The 18,079-nt window shown below is 67.4% G+C and carries 19 protein-coding genes; 5 read left to right on the forward strand and 14 right to left on the reverse strand.

Annotated elements, in window-relative coordinates:
* Nucleotides 1–30: 30 nt before the first annotated feature.
* The 14 genes from HFK18_RS17655 to HFK18_RS17720 form a co-directional block, all read right to left on the reverse strand.
* On the reverse strand, nt 31–1,221 hold the full coding sequence (locus tag HFK18_RS17655; RefSeq protein ID WP_089235825.1) for a substrate-binding domain-containing protein: 1,191 nt from the start codon (nt 1,219–1,221) through the stop codon (nt 31–33).
* A 227-nt stretch (nt 1,222–1,448) separates the two neighbouring features.
* Complete coding sequence (gene gspF, locus HFK18_RS17660; RefSeq protein ID WP_180167249.1) at nt 1,449–2,648, reverse strand: type II secretion system inner membrane protein GspF; 1,200 nt, start codon at nt 2,646–2,648, stop codon at nt 1,449–1,451.
* Nucleotides 2,649–2,655: 7 nt separating this feature from the next.
* Nucleotides 2,656–4,098, reverse strand: coding sequence for a type II secretion system ATPase GspE (gene gspE / locus HFK18_RS17665; protein ID WP_180167250.1), 1,443 nt, complete (start codon nt 4,096–4,098; stop codon nt 2,656–2,658).
* Nucleotides 4,095–6,470 (reverse strand): type II secretion system secretin GspD, encoded by a 2,376-nt coding sequence (gene gspD / locus HFK18_RS17670; RefSeq protein WP_180167251.1) that lies wholly within the window; start codon nt 6,468–6,470, stop codon nt 4,095–4,097. The genes gspE and gspD overlap by 4 nt, the downstream gene beginning before the upstream one ends.
* Nucleotides 6,467–6,994, reverse strand: a complete 528-nt coding sequence (gene gspM / locus HFK18_RS17675) for a type II secretion system protein GspM (protein ID WP_180167252.1) — start codon at nt 6,992–6,994, stop codon at nt 6,467–6,469. The genes gspD and gspM overlap by 4 nt, the downstream gene beginning before the upstream one ends.
* The gene (gene gspL, locus HFK18_RS17680; protein ID WP_180167253.1) at nt 6,991–8,157 is read right to left on the reverse strand and encodes a type II secretion system protein GspL; all 1,167 of its coding nucleotides are present in this window, start codon (nt 8,155–8,157) and stop codon (nt 6,991–6,993) included. The genes gspM and gspL overlap by 4 nt, the downstream gene beginning before the upstream one ends.
* Nucleotides 8,154–9,059 carry a type II secretion system minor pseudopilin GspK gene (gspK, locus tag HFK18_RS17685; protein WP_257216293.1) on the reverse strand — a complete coding sequence of 302 codons (906 nt, stop codon included), beginning with the start codon at nt 9,057–9,059 and terminating at the stop codon, nt 8,154–8,156. Before gspK ends, gspL begins: the two co-directional genes overlap by 4 nt.
* 9 nt (nt 9,060–9,068) lie before the next feature.
* Nucleotides 9,069–9,506, reverse strand: coding sequence for a type II secretion system major pseudopilin GspG (gspG, locus tag HFK18_RS17690; RefSeq protein ID WP_180167254.1), 438 nt, complete (start codon nt 9,504–9,506; stop codon nt 9,069–9,071).
* A gap of 57 nt (nt 9,507–9,563) precedes the next feature.
* Nucleotides 9,564–10,148 carry a hypothetical protein gene (locus HFK18_RS17695; protein ID WP_180167255.1) on the reverse strand — a complete coding sequence of 195 codons (585 nt, stop codon included), beginning with the start codon at nt 10,146–10,148 and terminating at the stop codon, nt 9,564–9,566.
* 119 nt (nt 10,149–10,267) lie between these two features.
* Entirely contained in the window at nt 10,268–10,819 is a 552-nt protein-coding gene (locus HFK18_RS17700; protein WP_180167256.1) for a hypothetical protein, read from the reverse strand.
* Between the two features lie 53 nt (nt 10,820–10,872).
* The gene (locus HFK18_RS17705) at nt 10,873–11,853 is read right to left on the reverse strand and encodes a DUF4880 domain-containing protein (RefSeq protein ID WP_180167257.1); all 981 of its coding nucleotides are present in this window, start codon (nt 11,851–11,853) and stop codon (nt 10,873–10,875) included.
* A gap of 69 nt (nt 11,854–11,922) precedes the next feature.
* Nucleotides 11,923–12,453, reverse strand: coding sequence for a sigma-70 family RNA polymerase sigma factor (locus tag HFK18_RS17710; protein WP_089237960.1), 531 nt, complete (start codon nt 12,451–12,453; stop codon nt 11,923–11,925).
* A gap of 16 nt (nt 12,454–12,469) precedes the next feature.
* Nucleotides 12,470–13,150 carry an STN domain-containing protein gene (locus HFK18_RS17715; RefSeq protein WP_180167464.1) on the reverse strand — a complete coding sequence of 227 codons (681 nt, stop codon included), beginning with the start codon at nt 13,148–13,150 and terminating at the stop codon, nt 12,470–12,472.
* A 149-nt stretch (nt 13,151–13,299) separates the two neighbouring features.
* Complete coding sequence (locus HFK18_RS17720) at nt 13,300–13,764, reverse strand: Lrp/AsnC family transcriptional regulator (RefSeq protein ID WP_025874361.1); 465 nt, start codon at nt 13,762–13,764, stop codon at nt 13,300–13,302.
* 124 nt (nt 13,765–13,888) lie between these two features.
* On the opposite strand from HFK18_RS17720, the gene HFK18_RS17725 reads away from it, so the two are divergent.
* From HFK18_RS17725 to HFK18_RS17745, 5 genes are all read left to right on the forward strand, one after another.
* Nucleotides 13,889–14,623 (forward strand): AzlC family ABC transporter permease, encoded by a 735-nt coding sequence (locus tag HFK18_RS17725; RefSeq protein WP_180167258.1) that lies wholly within the window; start codon nt 13,889–13,891, stop codon nt 14,621–14,623.
* Nucleotides 14,620–14,934 carry an AzlD family protein gene (locus tag HFK18_RS17730; RefSeq protein ID WP_049463977.1) on the forward strand — a complete coding sequence of 105 codons (315 nt, stop codon included), beginning with the start codon at nt 14,620–14,622 and terminating at the stop codon, nt 14,932–14,934. Before HFK18_RS17725 ends, HFK18_RS17730 begins: the two co-directional genes overlap by 4 nt.
* A gap of 117 nt (nt 14,935–15,051) precedes the next feature.
* Nucleotides 15,052–15,879, forward strand: coding sequence for a hypothetical protein (locus HFK18_RS17735; protein WP_180167259.1), 828 nt, complete (start codon nt 15,052–15,054; stop codon nt 15,877–15,879).
* A 147-nt stretch (nt 15,880–16,026) separates the two neighbouring features.
* Nucleotides 16,027–16,455 carry a PAS sensor domain-containing protein gene (locus tag HFK18_RS17740; protein WP_005409905.1) on the forward strand — a complete coding sequence of 143 codons (429 nt, stop codon included), beginning with the start codon at nt 16,027–16,029 and terminating at the stop codon, nt 16,453–16,455.
* The gene (locus HFK18_RS17745; RefSeq protein ID WP_180167260.1) at nt 16,452–17,987 is read left to right on the forward strand and encodes a sulfite reductase flavoprotein subunit alpha; all 1,536 of its coding nucleotides are present in this window, start codon (nt 16,452–16,454) and stop codon (nt 17,985–17,987) included. The genes HFK18_RS17740 and HFK18_RS17745 overlap by 4 nt, the downstream gene beginning before the upstream one ends.
* The last annotated feature ends 92 nt before the right edge of the window (nt 17,988–18,079 follow it).

Here is an 18,079-nt window from a genome sequence, read left to right on the forward strand (position 1 = left end):
GGTAACGCAGATTTCAACTACCGGACGCGATTACAGCGGACGGCCGATGCCGGCGCAGGTGCTCGGGTTGTTCAGGCCAGCGGCGTTGCCGGCGAGCACGAAGCGGTTGCGGATCGCGTCGCGCCACACCTTGGTCAGCGGGATGAAACCGTGGTCGGTGATCGCCTTGGCATGGGCCACCAGCGCCGGGGTGGCGGTGTAGTCAGTGGCGTAGTGGCGCATCAGGAAGCCACGCAGGCTGTTGGCGACGGTCGAATCCTTGTAGCACTGGCCGATGATCAGGTTGGTGTAGCCGGCGATCGGATAGCCAGCCGACGGATTGCCGAACACCGGCACCCAGTTGGCCGGATTTTCGGCAGCAGTGCCGGTCGGCGGAGCGACGGTTTCCAGGGTGGCCTGCACGCTCACCTGGTCCGGCGAGAAGCCCTTGACCTTGGCAACCTTGGTGGCATCGGTCAGGCTCGGGATCACGTCCGGACCCACATAGCCGATGCGGCCGGCCTGCGCGTACACGGCGTTGTACAGCGAGGTGCCGCCGGCGGCCGGCGCGGCCACCAGGAAGGCCGGCAGGTTGTTGTTGGCATCACGCTTGTACAGATCGGCGAAGGTCGACTTGATGGCGAACTTGCCATCGACCAGGTTCGAGGTGGCGGCCAATTCCGGCGCACAGGCGGCGGTCAGGAAGCGGGTGAACATTTCGCTGGTGCCACTGCTTTCCGGACGGTAGACCACCTGGATCGGGCCACTGCGGTTGGCATCGATGGTCGACCAGTCAGTGATCGCACCGGAGAACACGCCACAGATCTGTGCCACGCTCAGGTCAACCGCCGAACCGGCCTTGTTGAACGGAATGGTCACCGAGGTAGCCACCGACGGCACCTGGATCAGGTTGCCATAGCGATTGGCATTGCTGGCCTGGTTGTAGGTGGCGGTGTAGGTGCTCAGTTCGGTCGAGCTCAGCACCGAATCGCTGCCGGCGAAGTGCACGGTGCCGGTGGTCGAGAACAGCTGCGAATCATTCTGCAGGAAGGCCTTCTTGCCGGTGCCCGAACCGGTCACGGCGTAGCTGAAGTTGCTCGGCAGGATGCTGTCGGCCTGACCCTTGTAGAGGTCGGCCGGCAACGAAGCGCCGCCACCGGTAACGGTCTGCGCCGACGCGGCACCGGCAGTGGCGAGCAGCGCGGTAGCAACCAGCGCGGCCAGGGTCTTGTACTTGTTCATGATCTTCTCCTGAAGGGTTTACTGCGAAGGTGAAACACCAAGGGAGGAACGGTCACTACACGCCTGCTGCCGCCGAGGGCCTCCCAGCCCACTCTGCGGCGACAGGGACATGCTGGTCGTCGCCGATGACAGGCCGCTTAAGAAACCTGTGGAAGATCGAGAAAAGGTGTGGAGGATTGTGTGGAGAGACCGGGCATCAGTAGATCCACGCCATGCGTGGATGCACGTCATTGCACCAGCTGGTTCATTTCCATGATCGGCATCAGCACGGCCAGCACGATGGTCAGCACCACGCCCCCCATCACCAGGATCATCGTGGGCTCCAGCAATGCAGTGAGTGCCATCGCGCGGCGTTCGATCTCGCGCGAGATGGTCTGTGCAGCGCGGTCGAGCAACGGGGCCAATGAACCGGTCTTCTCGCCACTGGCCACCAGATGCACCAGGATCGGCGGATACACTTTCTGCACCTTCAGCGCAGCGCCAAGCGAAGTACCTTCGCGCACGCGCGCGGCCACATCATCGGCACAGCGCGCCAGCAGCGCGTTGCCCAGTGTCTGTCGTGCGGCGTCCAGTGCGCGCAGCAGGGGCACGCCGGCATCCAGCAGGATCGCCAGTGTCGATGCAAAGCGAGCGCTGTTCACGCCCAGCACGAATCGCCCCACCATCGGTAAGCGCAACAACAGGCTGTCCCAACGCAGGCGCAGATCCGGCCGCCGCAGTGCCAGCCGCCAGCCGACCACGAGTGCGCCGATGCCCAATCCCGTCCATACGCCCCACGCGCGTACGAAAGCACTGGCCGCCAGCATCACCTGGGTCAGCATCGGCAGCGTCTGCCGTGCCTGCACGAACGCCGTCACCACTTGGGGCACCACGTAGCTGAGCAGGAAGATCACGATCGCCACCGACACCAGGCTGATCGCCGCCGGATAGATGAACGCCGTCAGCACCTTCGCCTGCAGCGCGTTGCGCTCTTCGATGTAGTCGGCCAGACGTTCCATCACCCGCGCCAGATCGCCGGAATCCTCGCCGGCCCCCACCAGGGCACGATAGATCCCAGGGAAATCGCGCGGCCGCGCCGCCAGCGCCACGGTCAACCGCTGGCCAGCGCGCACATCGGCACGCACTGCGGTGAGCGCCTGCGCAACGTGCGGACGTTCGGCCTGTTCGATCACCGCACTCAATGCGCTTTCCAGCGGCAGGCTGGCGGCCAGCAGGCTGGCCAGTTGCCGCGTGGCCCAGGCCAGTTCGCTGGCCGACAGTCTGCGCGTGCCCCAGCCACTGCCGGCATTGCGTGCGGCTGATACCTGTACCGGTGTCAGCCCGCGCACGCGCAGTTGCTGGCGCACGCCGCGCGCGTTGTCGGCGTCCAGCTGTCCCTTCTCTATGCGCCCCTGTGCGTTGGCGGCCTGGTAATCGAACAGTGCCATGCGCGCCTCAGTCGTCACCGGTCACGCGCAGGATCTCCTCCAGCGTGGTCACCCCGCTGTCGACCCAGCGCTGCCCGTCCTGGCGCAGGCTGCGCATGCCGGCACGCCGCGCGGCCTCGCGTAGCGCGGGTTCGCCCTGCCCTTCATGGATCAACGCGCGCACGCGCTCATCCACCACGAACAGTTCATGGATGCCGGTGCGCCCACGGTAGCCGCTGTTCGCGCAGGCGGAGCAGCCTACGGCCCGCCACACTGTGCGCCCCTCGGTATCGGTCTCGGCACGCCTACACTGCAGGCACAGCCTTCGCACCAGTCGCTGTGCCAGCACACCGCGCAACGATGAGGCCAGCAGGAACGGTTCCACGCCCATGTCCGCCAGTCGGGTCACCGCCGAAATCGCATCGTTGGTATGCAGCGATGCCAGCACGCCGTGACCAGTCAGCGACGACTGCACCGCGATCTGCGCCGTTTCCAGGTCGCGGATCTCACCGATCATGATGGTGTCCGGATCCTGGCGCAGGATCGCGCGCAATGCCGTACCGAAGCTCATGCCGATGCGCGCGTTGACCTGGATCTGGCCGATGCCGGCGAAGTCGTACTCCACCGGGTCCTCCACGGTGAGGATGTTGCTGGTGCTGCTGTCGAGCTGCCCGAGCGCCGCATACAGCGAGGTGGTCTTGCCGCTACCGGTCGGCCCGGTCACCAGCACGATGCCATGCGGCTGGCGGATCAACCCGGTGAAGGTGGCCAGGGTATCGTCGGCCATGCCAAGGCGTTGCAGCTGCAGGCGCCCAGCGTCCTTTTCCAGCAGGCGCAGCACCGCGCGCTCGCCATGTCCGGTCGGCACCGTGGACACACGGATGTCCAGCGGTCTGCCCCCCACGCGGATGGCGATGCGCCCGTCCTGCGGCAGGCGCTTCTCGGCGATATCCAGGTGGGCCATGATCTTGATGCGCGAGACCAGCGCCGCATGCAGCGCACGCCGTGGCTGCACCATGTCACGCAGGGTGCCATCGACGCGGTAGCGCACCACCGAATGGGTTTCGAAGGGTTCGATGTGCAGGTCGCTGGCGCCATCGCGCGCGGCCTGCGCCAGCAGCGCGTTGATCATGCGGATCACCGGCGCGTCGTCCTGCGCATCCAGCAGATCGGTCACCTCGGGCATGTCCTGCATCAGCCGGTCGAGATCCACTTCACTTTCGGCCGCACCGACCACCGCAGCAGCATCGCCACCGTCACGATACTGTTCGCCCAAGCGCTGCTGCCAGGCCGCCCCTTCCAGTACCTGGAACGGCAGCGGCCCGTGCCGGCGGCGCAGCTCGGCCACCGCCCAGGCGGCGGTCTCGGTGGTCCCCAGCAGTACCGGCGCGCCCCCTGCTTCGGCCAGCATCACCCCGTGGCTTCGCACCCAGGCATACGGCAGCAGTGGCAACGGCACGGGCGTGCTCATGGGCCGATGACCAGTTCCGGGGTGTAGCCCAGCCCGCGCAGCTGCTGCAGCGCCGGGTCGAGCGTGGCCGGATCGCGCGCCACCCGCACCCGCAGACGCTGTCCCGTTTCACCCGGCGTGGTCTCGGCATAGGCCTGCAGGCCAAGCGCGCGTACCTGTGCCACGGCCTGGGTGGCACGTGCCGCGTCCAGCCCCTGTGCAAACTGCACCACCTGCACATTGCCCTCGCTGGCCGGATACAACGCCGCAAGGCTGCCGTTCTGCAACGGCTGGCCCTGGCCATCACGCGCATTGCCCTGGCCAAGCACCGACAGGTCCTGCGGCGGCAGCTGCGGTGCCGACAGCGCCGGCAACGCCCAGCTCTGCACCGGCTGCGCAGCGGCCTGTGCATTGCGCATGTAGTCATAGCGGTCGCGGGTCAGGCGCTGTCCGGCGGCCGGATCGCGCACCACGTGCGGGCGCAGGAACACCATCAGGTTGGTCTTGGCCCGCTTGCGCGTATCGCTGCGGAACAGCGCGCCCAGCACCGGGATCTTCCCCAGCCCCGGTACGGCATCGCGGCCATGGCTGACGCTGTCTTCCAGCAGGCCGCCCAGCACCATGATCTGGCCGTCATCGAGCAGCACGCTGGTATCCAGCGCCCGCTTGTTGGTGATGATGCCGGCGCTGCCCGAGCTCTGCGCATCGATGCTGCTGACTTCCTGGTAGATGTCCAGCTTCACCGTGCCGCCCTCGGAAATCTGCGGGCGCACCCGCAGCTTAAGGCCCACGTCCTCGCGTTCGATGGTCTGGAACGGGTTGTTGCTGCCACCGCCACCGTCGGTCACATAGCGGCCACTGACGAAGGGCACGGTCTGCCCGACCATGATGCTGGCCGCCTCGTTGTCCAGGGTCATCAGGTTCGGCGTGGAGAGGATGTTGGCGCCGCCCTTGCTCTGCAGGGCATTGGCCAGCGCCTTCATGTTGAGGATCTGGCCGACGCCCGGCAGGTTGATCGTGCCGTCGATCACGCCGATGTTCAGGCCGTCCTTCGGCAGTACATCCAGCGTGGTGCGCGCAGTGGTGCTGATGCCACTACCACCGGTGGTGCCGCCGAAATGGGTGCCACCGAACGTGCGGCCGTTGCCCAGCATCCATTGCACGCCCAGTTCAGCGGCATCGGTCTGGTTGACCTCCACGATCAGGCTCTCCACCAGCACCTGCGCCCGGCGCTGGTCGAGCTGGTCGATCACCCGCCGCAGGTTGCGGTACACCGGCTCCGGGGCGGAAATCAGCAAGGTGTTGGTGGCGATGTCAGCCTGCACCGAGATGCCGTTCTGGCTGAAACCGCTGCTGCCGGCATCGATCGGATCACGACGCCCCGGGTCAAGCCGCGGCGATTCCAGCGCATTGCCCTTGCTCTTGCCCTGTGCGGGTTGCGCCGGCGTGCTGGCGCTGCGGTTGGTCTCGCCCGGCAGTGCGGTGATGCCGTCGCTGCTGCCCATCGCCGGCGCATCGCTCTGCCCCGCCACTACGCCACGCAGCACCCCGGCCAGCTGCGTGGCCTGGGCATTGCGCAGGTACACCACATGCAGGTTGCCGGACTCGTCCTGGGCCTTGTCCAGCTTCTCCACCAGCTGCCGCGCCAGGCGCGTGCGGCCCGGGCTGCTGGAGCGCAGCAGCACGCTGTTGCTGCGCGGGTCGGCCATCACCACCACCTTCTGCGCCGGCTCCGCGCCCTGCGCGTCCAGCAACGGTGCGACCATCGCCGCCACGTCCACGGCAATGCCCTGCTGCAGCTTGACCACGTCGGTGTCCATGCCGGCCGGCGTATCCACGCTGGCGATCACCCGCGCGATGCGCTCAAGGTTGTCGGCGTAGTCGGTGATGACCAGCGTGTTGTTGCCCGGGTTCGCGGTGATCGGATTGTCCGCGGTGATCATCGGCCGCAGCACCGACACCAGTGCCGCTGCGCTTTCGTAGCGCAGGGCAAACGTGCGCGTGGTTATCTCGCCTCCCGCACCGCCGGCACCAACGCGCCCGCCCAGCAGCTTGGCGTCGGCCTGCGGCACCACCCGGCTGACGCCTCCACTTTCAACCACGGCAAACCCGCGCATGCGCAATGCACCCAGCAACAGCTGGTAGGCCTGCACACGGCTGACCGGCCCATCGGAGACCACGGTCATCTTGCCGGTCACCCGTGGATCGACCAGGAACTGGCGGCCGGTGAAGCGTGCCGCCATGCGCAGCACCCCACCGATATCGGTATCCACCAGGTTCAGCTGTACCGGTTCGCCACTGGCGTCCTGCGCCTGCACCATCGCTGGAAGATGGGCCAGGCCCACCACCAGTGCCAGTACCGCGCTGCAGCCCAGGCTGCGCATTGACTTCATGGATGGCCACCGCCATTGGCGGCCATCACGATGTTTCCGGAAATCCGTGCCGCCGGCATGTTCGCGTCCCCTGTGCGTTGCAGTTGCAGTTGCTGCAGTTCGATGGCCGGGTCGGCCAGCAAGGGCAGCAGCCAGTTCCAGAGCGCATCGGCGGGCACGCTCTGTACCCGCAGGTGCCAGCGCCCGTCACGCTGTTCGATGTGCAGGCTGCCGGCCAGGCCGGCAGCGGTGATCTGTTGGCGCAGCCCGGCAAGCGTCGGCCGCTGACCTTGCGCATGCCGCTGTTGTTCACGGGCGCGCAGCAGCGGTGCAAGTGCCGCCGACTGCGCCTGCAACCGCGGAAGTTCAGCCTGCCAATGGCTGCGCTGTTTCAGCAGCGGCTGCAGCCAGCCCAGCCACAGTGCAGCCGCCACTATCGCGGCAGCCATCAACAGCAGCATCGCGCGTTCGCGCGCCACCAGCCGCTGCCAACGGTGCTGCAGTCCACGCAGGGAATCCGCTGGGCGCAACCCGGCTGCGGTCACGGCGCAGCCCCGCTGCTGATCCGCAACTGGCCACCGGCTTCGCGCGCAAGCTGCAGCCCGTGTGCCTGCGTCGCCTGCTGCCAGCGCTCCAGCCGTTGCGCGTCCTCGGCCAACGCCTGCGCGTCGGCATCCAGCTCCATCTCCAGCTGGCCCGGCTGATAGCGCAGGCTGCGAACCTGGCCCGCCAACTCAGGTATGGCCTGCAGCACGCTGGCAACCTGCTGCTGCACGGCAGGAAGTGCCCGTGGCGCTGCCGGCACCGCCAGCGCCCGCCGTGCCTGAAGCACCGGATCGACCACATCGTGGATCTCCGGGAAGTGCGTGCTGAAGCCCTGCGCCATGTCCTGCCGCAAGGCTTCAGCCTCGCCATGCCAGCGCGATACCTGCAGTTGCAGACCCAGCGCAGCCAGCACCGCCGCCGCCAACGCAAGACCGATGGCCAGCCGCGGCGCGCCTGCACCCATGGCCGGCAACGGCAGCGACCAGCCAGGCAGCAGACCGCTGGACTGCGCCGCCTGCGCCAACACGCTGGCTGGCAGGCGCTCGGCCCAGGCAGGCGGTACGGCATCGATCCACTGCACCGCCTGCACCCCGGCCTGCTGCAAGCGTACGGCAAGCATCTGCATCACCGAGGCCAGGTCGCGCCCGCTGCACCATTGCACGAAGCCACGATCACGGCCGCAGCGGACCAGTACATGCTCGCCACACACCTGCAAAGTGGCCTGCCCGGCCGACCACGGCAGCAGCAAGGGCGTCGGATGCAGCGCCTGCAACTGCAGCCCACAGTCCTGCAACTGCTGTTGTACCCGCGCAATCGCCTGCAGGCCAAGCCACGCCACCGGCACCGTGCCATCGGCCGCCTGTGTCCCATGGCCGAGCACTACCTCCTGCAGATCATCCAGCAGCATCGCTTCCACTTCGCCCTGCAGGGCCGCCTGCAGGCGGCGCCCGGACAGCGGCGGCAGCTGCAGCTCCAGCAGGATCAGGTCCTGCGGGTCCAGGCTCGCATGCACCATCGCCTGCGGAAAGCGCTGGCCCAGCGTCGACAGACGGTCGCTGCCCGTCGCCAGCACACGTTCCTTGTGCAGCTGCGCCCATTCGACCGCGCTGTCCTTATCCAATCGTTCCAACGCCGGCAGGCGCATTCTCAGTTGCGTGCTCATGCACCGATCCTTGTCCATACCCGTTGCACACGCACGCTGTCGTCGCGGTACTCGCGCCAGATCAATGCGCGGAAATCCACCGATGCGCCGTCTGCCTGTACCTGGCCAACCGCCAGGAACCACTCGCTGTGGATACCCAGCGGCATCAGCGCCATCTGTTCGTTGCTCAGCTGCAGCCGGTTGGCGATGTCACCGCGATTGAGCAGCCAGTGGCCACGATCGCGCTCGCCCAGCAGCGCCTGCAGGCGCCCGGCGTCCACCCCGGGTGCAATCGCCTGCAGCACGGCGATATCACTTGTATTGGCGTTGACCAGGGTCTGCGCAGGCAGCACCACCGTGCGACGTGCCAGTGCCTGTACCGCCACCGGATCGGCGCCGGCCAGTACCTGTTCGATCAGCGACTCGCGCGGCAGCGGTGCGCGCGCCTGCCGCGCGCCATCGCGCAGGCGCGACTGGATCTGCGTTGCGGCACTGGCACAGGCGGCGCGAGGCAGCCCCTGCCCGGCACACAGCGTGGTGAACGCACGCAGTGCCTCCGCTGCAGGTTGGCCGTCGGCCAGCAGCGTGCGCAGGTTGAACCTCGACTGCGTGTCCACCAGCTGCAGGTGCACCGGCAGTGGCACCTGCAACTGCAGCGGACGCGCCCAGCGTCCGCTGCCAACAGTGGTCAACTGCTCGCGCGCGTCGTCACGCAACTGCTGCGCCGCGCGCTCCAGCGTGGCGTCCACCGCCATGCGCACCTGCATGCGCAGCTGATCGCTGCGCACCGCACGCAGCTGAGCCGATTGACGGGTCAGCAGTGCCGTGGCGATCACCGCCACCAGTGCCACCACCAGCATCGCCACGATCACCGCCATGCCCTGCTGGCGGGCAAACGCACCTGGAATTTTACGGCGTGCCATTGTCTGGCCTCACAACTGCCAGGAGCCGATGTCCGCGTTGCCGGCCTCACCGCCGGGCTTGCTGTCGGCCCCCAGTGAGAACACATCGATATCGCCGTGCGTGCCGGGGTTCTGGTACTGGTACGGGTGCCCCCACGGGTCATCCGGCAGGCGGTCGAGGTAGGGCGTTACCGGCATCGCGCCGCTCCCCTGCGGCGGTTTCACCAGCGCCTGCAAGCCCTGCTCGGCGCTGGGATAACGCCCATTGTCCAGCCGGTACAGCTTCATGGCCTGCATCAGCGCGGCGATGTCCTGGCGCGCGGCCACCACGCGGGCCTGGTCGGGGCGATCCATCAACCGGGGCACGATCAGTGCGGCCAGAATGCCGATGATGACCACCACCACCATGATCTCGATCAGGCTGAAGCCCTGCTGCCGAGCCCTGCGACCACCCATCTGCATTGCCATTGATCCGCCCTCATCATCCTGGAAGAGACCGCTGCCCCATGGTCAGCGGCGCATGTGTCAGTACGATAAACATCCTGCGGAAATCCGCTGTTCCTGCAGCCGATCACCCACGCGACGTGCGTTCGCCATGCAGACGGCATCCAGCAGCGACGAAGGAACACGCGCAAGCGTGTCGTCCACGCAGTGCTGCAGCAGTGGCGTGGCGCACGCCTGCAGCAGGCGCATGCACTCCAGAGGCGACCAGGCCATGCCATGGTCGAAGCCGATGAACTGCCGATACACCTGGTGATAGCGAAGATCGTCGTGCAGGCGTTGCACGCTCGCAGGCGCTCGCAGCGCGACCAGCAAGACCGCACGCTGCACCATGCGCACCTCCCCGCACTCCTGTGCCAGCGTGGCCAATGCCGATTCCGGCCACGGCTGCAGGCGCGCGTCCAGCGCCTGCCGCAGCAGCATCAACGGATGCCCGCTTGCATCCAGCGCTGACCACCTTGCAGCGTCGGCCCAGGCGTCGCTGGACAGCATCCACACCCACGGCTGGCCGTAGCGCTGCACATTCACGGGTGCATGCCGTGCCTGCTCCAGCGACTGGCTCAGGTGGCGATCCAGCTCCAGCATGCTGATCCTGCGACTGTCGGTCATCGGCGTCGCCTGCGCTCCGCGACGCGGGAGCGTCGTACTCTGCAGAAGACGTCAGCAAGGCAGCCGAAGCGACAGCACGAATGCGATGTTGAGCAGTGCGTGGCAGCATCGCGGGAATGTCACCGCAGCGTCATCCGCCTGCAGGCTTCCAGGTCCAGGCGCGGAGCATCGCCGCCACAGCGTCGGGCCAACACGGCAACGTCGCTGCGCTGTGCGAATGCGGCCAGTGCGTGCATCGCATCCGGGTCATCCAACAGTGCCGCCATCGAGGCCTGCAGCAACGGCAGCTGCCATCCCTCCATCTGCGCATCGCTGGCGGCCACGAACCAGTGCCACAACCGGTGGTAGCGCACGTGATCGTGAAGCGCCGGAAGCCCCTCGATGCCATGCATCGCCATCAACAGCAGCGCGCGCGCCAGTGCAGCGGCAGGCAACGTTCCCGATTCCGAAAGCGGCAGCGCCTGCCGCTGCAACCGCAACAGCATCGCCAGCGGATGGTCCTGCGGCTCGAATTCCAGCAGCACCGCCTGCTGTCGCCACTGCGCATCGGACACCACGCAGACCCACGGCGCGCCGTAGCGGTGCACCATCAACGGCCGGCGCTGGGTGGTTTCCAGCAGCGCCGACAGGTTCCGGCGCAGATCCAACACACCGATGGTCTCGTTGCGCATCCTTGGCCTCTCCATGCATGCAGCGGCCGTGCGCGTCGCGCGCAGCCAGGGTCTTACCCCAAGACGGCAATTCCACCGGGAAAGCGACGCAGGCCGAGCGACATCGTCTGCCCGAGCTGCTCCAGCGCAGCATCTGGATCATCGATACGGAAGCGGCCGCTGACCGGGGCGCGCGCCAATGCCGATTCGCCCAGCAGCACCTTGCCGCGCCGGTAGCGGTTGATCTCGGCCACCACCTCACGCAGCGGCGCGCGGCGGAACACCAGCATGCCTTCGGTCCAGGCGCTGACTTCGGCCGCCACCGCTTCGGCCACCACGCCGCTGAGGCGCTCGTCATACACCGTCTGCTGGCCGGCCTGCAGCTGCAGGCGACCCTGCGGATGCTCGATGCGAACGCTGCCGCGCAGGCAGGTCACACGCACCTGGCCGTCGGTGTTGCGCACATCCAGGCGTGCTGCGCCCTCGTCGGCTACAAGGCAGCCCGGCCCGGCAAACAGTGCCAGGCGGGTCCCCGCTGCGGCGTCGATCGCCGCCTGTCCCTGCACCAGCTCGAAGCCCTCACCCTGCGCGTCGCTGCGCCGGCGCAGGCTGCTCTGCGTATCCAGTTCGATCTTCAGATGCGGCGTCGGCGCAATCAGCAGCCGCTCGCCGGTACCGGTATGGAAATCGGCCGTCATCGCCGTCACCGAAGGCCACAGGCCCAACGGCGGGTGCAGCGCAGCCACCACGGCCAGGCTCGCAGGTGCCGCTACCGCCGCCCCCAGGAATGCGCGCCGGCTCCAGCGTTGCGCCGGGGTTGCCGCCTGCGGCTGGCGCGCGGCGGCAGGCAGCTGCTCGCCGGCCAGGCGTACCTGTTCCCATTGCCGCTTCGCGCGGGCAAAGGCCTGCCGATGGCCGGGATCGGCCTCGCACCATTGGCGGAATTTCCTGCCATCGGCCGCCGTGGCCTCGCCCGAGGTCAACCGCACCACCCACGCGTGGGCCTGGCGCTCCACGGCGTCGAGCGGGCGGTGCGGTTGATCGTCAGCGTCCATGAGGGCTCTTGCCGTCCCCGCACGCTGCGGGGTTCTGCTCGGCGTCAAAGTGTAGACGGATGCCGTGCCTCAGAACCGCACCTGCCGCCCCTGCCCACTGCGTTCGGCCAGGTAATCCTGTGCGGCTTTCAGCTCACGCTGCACCAGCCGCAGCGACACCCCCAGGTGCTCGGCCACATCGCGCTGCTGCAGGCCGTCCACGCGGATCGCCAGCAATATCCGGCGGCGGCGCTCAGGCATCCGCTGCAGCAGGCCGACCATGTCTTCCAGTGCCATTTCCTGCTCGGCCGCCTGTGCCGGCCCCGGGCCGGGATCGGCCATGTCCATCAACGTATCCACTTCTTCCAGGCTCAGCAGGCGATGGTCGGCGCGCTGGCGGTCGATCACGGTGTTCATCGCCATGCGCAGCAGATACGCCGCAGGGTTCTGCACCGGGTCCAGGCGGTGTCGGCGCGTGCTCAGGCGCATCCAGGTGTCCTGCAGCGCGTCGCCGGCCAGCTCTTCCGAGCCCAGCTTGCGCACCAGCCGGCGCTTCAGTTCGTCGTAGGCGCCCAGCAGATGGTCCATCAGGTCTACCGCCCCAGCCGTGCTGTTGCTCATGTTCGATTCCTTGACGTCATGGTTGGGGCGGGCGCCGGCCACAGTCGTGGCCCGCGCTGGAAGGACGGATCTGCAGAGTCACCGGCTGCGGCAGCGCGGCAGCATCGGCGCCCAGCCGCAGGGCCTGCATCGCCTGCAGAAGGCGCGCATCGCGGCGTGTGCTGCCGCTGCCGGCAAGCAGTTCGGGTTCCTGTACCTGGCCATCGTTGGCGATGCGGAAGCGCAGCGTCGCCGCATAGGCGCCCGGTGCAAGGTCAGGGTCGCCACAGAAAGCAGTGCGCAGCCGTTGCTGCAGGTCGCCGAAGCGGCGACGCTGCCCCAGGTCGGCGGCCACATCGGTCGGGGAGGATCCAGTGCCCGCGCGTGCACCGCGGCGCAGCACCACGCGTTGTGCACCGATCAGCTCGGCCTCGACACCCGTGTCCTGCAGCACCACCTGCAACGCCTGCAGTGGCGGCAGGCTGGCCTGCAGCGGATGGCTGCTGCGGCCGGTACCGAGATCGCCGGGATACATCACCGACCACCCGCTGACGACACTGAAGCGCTCGACCGCCTGCTCAAGCGGTTGCGCGGGAATGTCATAGGATCGGATGTCGTCCTGTGCGGCAGCAGCGAAGGCGAACAGCAACCCGGCGGCGGCAGCCACCCTCCAACGTCTGATCGCATGCTGTCCATTCAGCCCCCTGACGTAGAACACATGACCCTCGGCAGCGACATCAGCTGCAGCGGCGGAGCGCGGTGCGACCAGGTGGGTCGACCTGCACACGGCCGGCAAGCGGGTCACACCGTAGCGGCGTCACGTGTCATTGCGATGACGGCGGCGCGCAGGGGACGCGCCGGGCCGGTTCAGACCGGCAGTTCAGTGGTCTGCTTGATCCGCTGCATGGGGATTTCGGTCTTGGTGTTCTGCACCCCTGCGATGCGGTTCAGGTGCTGGATCTGGAACTGCCGGTACGCGTCGAGGTCGGCCACCGCCACCCGCAGCAGGAAGTCACAGTCGCCAGCCATCAGATGGCATTCAAGCACTTCCGGGAAGGACTTGATGCTGTTGATGAAGTGATTGGTGGTGTCTTCGTCCTGGCCGCGCAGCCAGACACGGACGAACACGGTGAAGCCCCGTCCGATCCTGGCCGCATTCAGCAGGGCCACGTAGCGATCGATGTAACCGCCCTCTTCCAGCAGACGAACCCGGCGCAGGCAGGCCGACGGCGAGAGCCCCACCTGGCGGGACAGCTCCAGGTTCTGCAGGCGACCATCGCGCTGCAGGGCGTCCAGGATGCGACGATCCAGGTTGTCGAGCTGGTACTGCATGGAATTCCACTCCTTGACCGGATCACCGCATGATATTGCACATTTGGCCGAACCAATGGCATCAACGCAACCCGATTTCGTGATCGGACCGTTAGCATGGGTCACCCCCACTCGCTGTTGATCCATGGACGCCCGAACCACCCTGCCCCTGCCTGATCCCACCTGCGACACCGCACCACGCGCCGAATTCCTGCGCGGCCTGCGCGCCGCCGTACCGGTGATGATCGGCTTCATTCCCTTTGCCCTGGTGCTCGGCGCCCAGGCCGCGCAGAAGGGCCTGTCGGCGCTGGAAGTGCCGCTGATGACCGGCCTCAACTTCGCTGGCGGGTCTGAATTCGCCGCAGTCGAGCTGTGGACCTCGCCGCCGCACATCGCGCTGATCGTTGCGATCACCGCGCTGGTCAACAGCCGCCACCTGTTGATGGGCGCCAGCCTGGCACCGTTGCTGCAGCACCTGCCGCGCCGTCGCGTGCTGCCGGCGCTGTTCTTCATGTGCGATGAAAGCTGGGCGCTGGGCGTGGCCGATGCGCGCCGTCGCGCACTGGGCTTCAGCTTGGCCTACTACCTCGGCGTATCGGCCGGCCTGTACACCGTGTGGGTGCTGTGCACCGCGCTGGGCGCGATCGTCGGCCCGCTGCTCGGCGACATCCATGCCTACGGCTTCGACATGGCCTTCCCCGCCGTGTTCCTGGTGCTGCTGCGTGGCATGTGGCAAGGCATGCGCGCCGCCCGGCCATGGCTGGTCAGCCTGGTGGTGGCAGCGGGCACCTACCTGCTGGTGCCCGGCGCCTGGTACGTGGCCAGCGGCGCGCTGGCCGGCCTCGCCGCCGCCTGGCTGCTGGCGGAGGACGCGGCATGATCTTCAACGGCCTGATCCACTGGACCTCGGTGCTGACCATCATCCTGATGGCCGCCGCCACCTATCTCACCCGCATCATCGGTTTTCTCGCGCTGCGCAACCGTACCCTGAGCAAGCGCGCGGTGACGGTGATGGAGGCCGCCCCAGGCTGCGTGCTGATCTCGGTGATTGCCCCGGACTTCGTGGCCGACAAGCCGGCCGACCTGGCCGCGCTGGCAATCACGCTGCTGGCTGCCACGCGGCTGTCGATGCTACCGACGGTGCTGATCGGCGTGGTGTCGGCCGGTGTGCTGCGGTATCTGATGGGGTGAGCGGCAGAGGACAACCGGCGCCGACAGTCAGCCTCCAGATGCAACACGTCTGATTGTGCGTGCGCCGGGGCGTCTGCAAGGATGCATCCACCGCCTTGGAAGGGTGATCTCCTGCAGATGGAATCCTGGTTGCGGCACGCCACAGGCGCAGCAGCGCTACTGCTCTGCACCAGTGCGTGCACTACCCTCGATATTCCCCCGCGCGATAGTGTCGGCGCGGACGGAGCGTTTGCCACGCTCACGCGCGGCAACGCCTCCCAGCTGAGCGTTGGCACCGCGTCGGTGCTGCCCGGCCAGGAGAGTTCGGAACAGACGATGCACTCTCATGCTTGCCAACTGGAAACAATCGCAGTGGTGGTGCGCTGGGTCGAACCCAGCCTATCCGCTGGGCAGGCCGTGAATCTATGCACTGCTGCCGCACACGCCGCGAGACACCCGCTCCACGCCGCAGACCTGAACGATACGCCGGTCCGCTATCAGGTCACGATCGTCAGCGACGGTGGCGGCATCTGGCAACAGCCCGCCAGGCCGGCACGACCAGAACTGGTGGTGGCGTTCTGGTTTCCCGCCGGCGACGATGCCGATGCACTGCGCGAGCGCGTGATCTCCACCACCGCGCACGAATTCCACCATATCGCCACCGCGATGGCAGGCCAGCGTCGATGGGGCGCGCACCGGGAACCGGAGGCATACCTCGCCGGGGCATGTGCGCTGCTGGCGATTGAAGGTGAGCTTCGGCGCGAACAGCTTCCCGGCCGCCATGATCCCCGCGCTGACAGCCTGCTGCCGGCGGCTGCACGCCGCTCTGGAAATGCCGGCAACGCGATCGGCCGGTCGTTGCAGGCATTCTTCAGCGGTGATCATATGCAACGCGATGACGAAGACGGGCGCGCACTGCTGCGGTACTGCCAGCAGAGCATCGGATTCCCCGGCATCGCCCGCTAGCGCCGGCCCTTCGCCCCCCCTGCGACAGCCGGTCGCAGCCCCCTCCCGGCACACGCTTGACCTATATCAATCCGCCCACCGCCACGGGCGCGTATCTCTATGCAGGAACCCAACACGCCGGCGTCACCGGCATCCAAAGGACCTGCGATGAGCTACACCCCCGACAACGCCCAGCTGCTCAACGCCATGCAGAACGTGATGGTGATCTCCACCACCGACCTGCAGGGCAACATCACCTATGCCAACGACCTGTTCTGCACGCTCACCGGGTTCGCGCGCGAGGAACTGATCGGCCAGCCGCACAGCATCGTCCGCCATCCGGACGTGCCCAAGGCCGTCTACAAGGACATGTGGGACACCATCAAGGCCGGCAAGACCTGGACCGGCATCGTGCCGAACCTGGGCAAGGGCGGCGTGCTCTACGTGGTCGACACCACCGTGCAGCCGCTGTTCGATGCCGATGGCAACATCACCTCGTACATCAGCATCCGCCGCGTGGTGAATGACCTGATGCAGAACTACGACCTGGTCGAGTTCAGCAAGGAAAAGTTCGACGACTTCTACGAGGCTGCGTGAACGCCCTCCCCACACGCACGCCCATCAGCCGGCTGCTGGTGGGTTTCGCCTCCGAGTCGGGCAACGCCCGCACCCTGGCCCAGCGCCTGGGCGCGGACCCGGACCTGCAGCCGCATGGGCCGCAGGTCCTGCCGTTCAATGACATCGATGTGGCCAGCCTCGGCCACGGCGATGTGCTGCTGGCCATCTCCAGCTCGTTCGGCGACGGCGAGCCGCCGGCCAATGGCGAGCGCTTCTTCGAATCGCTGCGGCAGGCGCCGGCCCTGCCCGGTCTGCGCTACGCGGTGTTCGGCCTGGGGGATACCGGCTACCCCAGCTTCTGCGGTTTCACCAAGGCACTGGATGCAGCGCTGAGCGAGCGTCAGGCGCAACCACTGCTGCACCGTGTCGACGCTGATCTGGGCTACGAGCAGTTTTTCCAGCAGTGGCGCCCGGTGCTGGGCCAGGTGCTGGAGGGTGATGCAACCGCAGGCCAGGATCTGCGCCTGCAGGTGACGGCCTATGGCGAAGACAATGCCTTCAACGCCCGCATCGTCGAACGGCAACGTCTGAGCCATGGTGACCCTGCGGCCTGGCACCTGCAGCTGGACATCGCCGGCAGCGGCATGGTCTACCGGGCCGGCGACACCCTGCATCTGGTTCCGGAAAACGATCCGGCATTGCTGCAGGCACTGGCCACCTGGTTGGACGATTCCAGCGCCGTCGACGCCCTGCGCGACCGCGAACTGCGCCTGCTCAGCAAGAGCGTGCTGCGCGAGCTGGCAAAGCTGGGCGGCAGCGACGTACTGAAGGGCCTGCTGAAGATCAGCCAGAAGCGCGAACTGGACGCCTACCTGCATGGCCTGGACTTGCTGGACGTGCTGCAGGACCACGCCAGCCCAGGCAGCGTGCCACTGGCCCGCCTGCGTGAACTCCTGTCACCACGCCTGCCCCGCGCCTATTCCATCGCCTCGCATCCGCACGACGATCAGCTGAGCCTGTGCGTGCGCGAAGTGCGCTACACTCTGCGTGGCCGCGAACGATTCGGCACTGCCACCGGCAGCCTGCTGCACGGCGGCGACACAGCCCGCGTGTACTGCCGCTCTAATCCGGGTTTCCACCTGCCCGACAGCGGCAACGCGCCCCTGCTGCTGATCGGCACCGGTACCGGCATCGCGCCGCTGATGGGCCTGATGCAGGAACTGCAGGCTACCGGCGATGCACGCGAGGTCCATCTGGTGTTCGGCGAGAAGCACCGCGAGCACGACTTCCTGTACCGCGAGCAGCTGCAGGACTGGCAGGCGCGTGGCGTACTGGCTGGCCTGCACACCGCGTTCTCGCGCGATGCGGCGCAGAAGGTCTATGTGCAGCATGTGCTGCAGCAGCAGGCCGCGCAGATGCAGGATGTCCTGGCCCGTGGCGGCCACATCTACCTGTGTGGCAACAAGAGCCACCTGGAAGGCGCGGTCCGTGCAGCCATCGACGCGATCGGCGGTGACGGCCATTGGGACACCCTGCGCGGCGAGGGCCGCACCCACTGCGAGCTGTATTGAGGGGGGCCTCGCTCAATGGTAGAGCCGGCCGCTGGCCGGCTGCTCTTGGCGCTACGAAGCAGCCGGCCAGCGGCCAGCACTACCACCACGCG

This window comes from Stenotrophomonas sp. SbOxS2, from assembly GCF_013416715.1.
In the GTDB taxonomy this organism is placed as follows: domain Bacteria; phylum Pseudomonadota; class Gammaproteobacteria; order Xanthomonadales; family Xanthomonadaceae; genus Stenotrophomonas; species Stenotrophomonas lactitubi.

Excerpts from the sequence above, each read along its gene's own strand:
- gspD (WP_180167251.1), bottom strand. The coding sequence starts at position 6,470 with ATGAAGTCAATGCGCAGCCTGGGCTGCAGCGCGGTACTGGCACTGGTG.
- gspL (WP_180167253.1), bottom strand. The coding sequence starts at position 8,157 with ATGAGCACGCAACTGAGAATGCGCCTGCCGGCGTTGGAACGATTGGAT.
- HFK18_RS17705 (WP_180167257.1), bottom strand. The coding sequence starts at position 11,853 with ATGGACGCTGACGATCAACCGCACCGCCCGCTCGACGCCGTGGAGCGC.
- HFK18_RS17740 (WP_005409905.1), top strand. The coding sequence starts at position 16,027 with ATGAGCTACACCCCCGACAACGCCCAGCTGCTCAACGCCATGCAGAAC.
- HFK18_RS17710 (WP_089237960.1), bottom strand. The coding sequence starts at position 12,453 with ATGAGCAACAGCACGGCTGGGGCGGTAGACCTGATGGACCATCTGCTG.
- HFK18_RS17735 (WP_180167259.1), top strand. The coding sequence starts at position 15,052 with ATGGAATCCTGGTTGCGGCACGCCACAGGCGCAGCAGCGCTACTGCTC.
- HFK18_RS17725 (WP_180167258.1), top strand. The coding sequence starts at position 13,889 with ATGGACGCCCGAACCACCCTGCCCCTGCCTGATCCCACCTGCGACACC.
- gspG (WP_180167254.1), bottom strand. The coding sequence starts at position 9,506 with ATGGCAATGCAGATGGGTGGTCGCAGGGCTCGGCAGCAGGGCTTCAGC.
- gspE (WP_180167250.1), bottom strand. The coding sequence starts at position 4,098 with ATGAGCACGCCCGTGCCGTTGCCACTGCTGCCGTATGCCTGGGTGCGA.
- gspF (WP_180167249.1), bottom strand. The coding sequence starts at position 2,648 with ATGGCACTGTTCGATTACCAGGCCGCCAACGCACAGGGGCGCATAGAG.
- HFK18_RS17695 (WP_180167255.1), bottom strand. The coding sequence starts at position 10,148 with ATGACCGACAGTCGCAGGATCAGCATGCTGGAGCTGGATCGCCACCTG.
- HFK18_RS17730 (WP_049463977.1), top strand. The coding sequence starts at position 14,620 with ATGATCTTCAACGGCCTGATCCACTGGACCTCGGTGCTGACCATCATC.
- HFK18_RS17655 (WP_089235825.1), bottom strand. The coding sequence starts at position 1,221 with ATGAACAAGTACAAGACCCTGGCCGCGCTGGTTGCTACCGCGCTGCTC.
- HFK18_RS17700 (WP_180167256.1), bottom strand. The coding sequence starts at position 10,819 with ATGCGCAACGAGACCATCGGTGTGTTGGATCTGCGCCGGAACCTGTCG.
- gspK (WP_257216293.1), bottom strand. The coding sequence starts at position 9,059 with ATGGCACGCCGTAAAATTCCAGGTGCGTTTGCCCGCCAGCAGGGCATG.
- HFK18_RS17720 (WP_025874361.1), bottom strand. The coding sequence starts at position 13,764 with ATGCAGTACCAGCTCGACAACCTGGATCGTCGCATCCTGGACGCCCTG.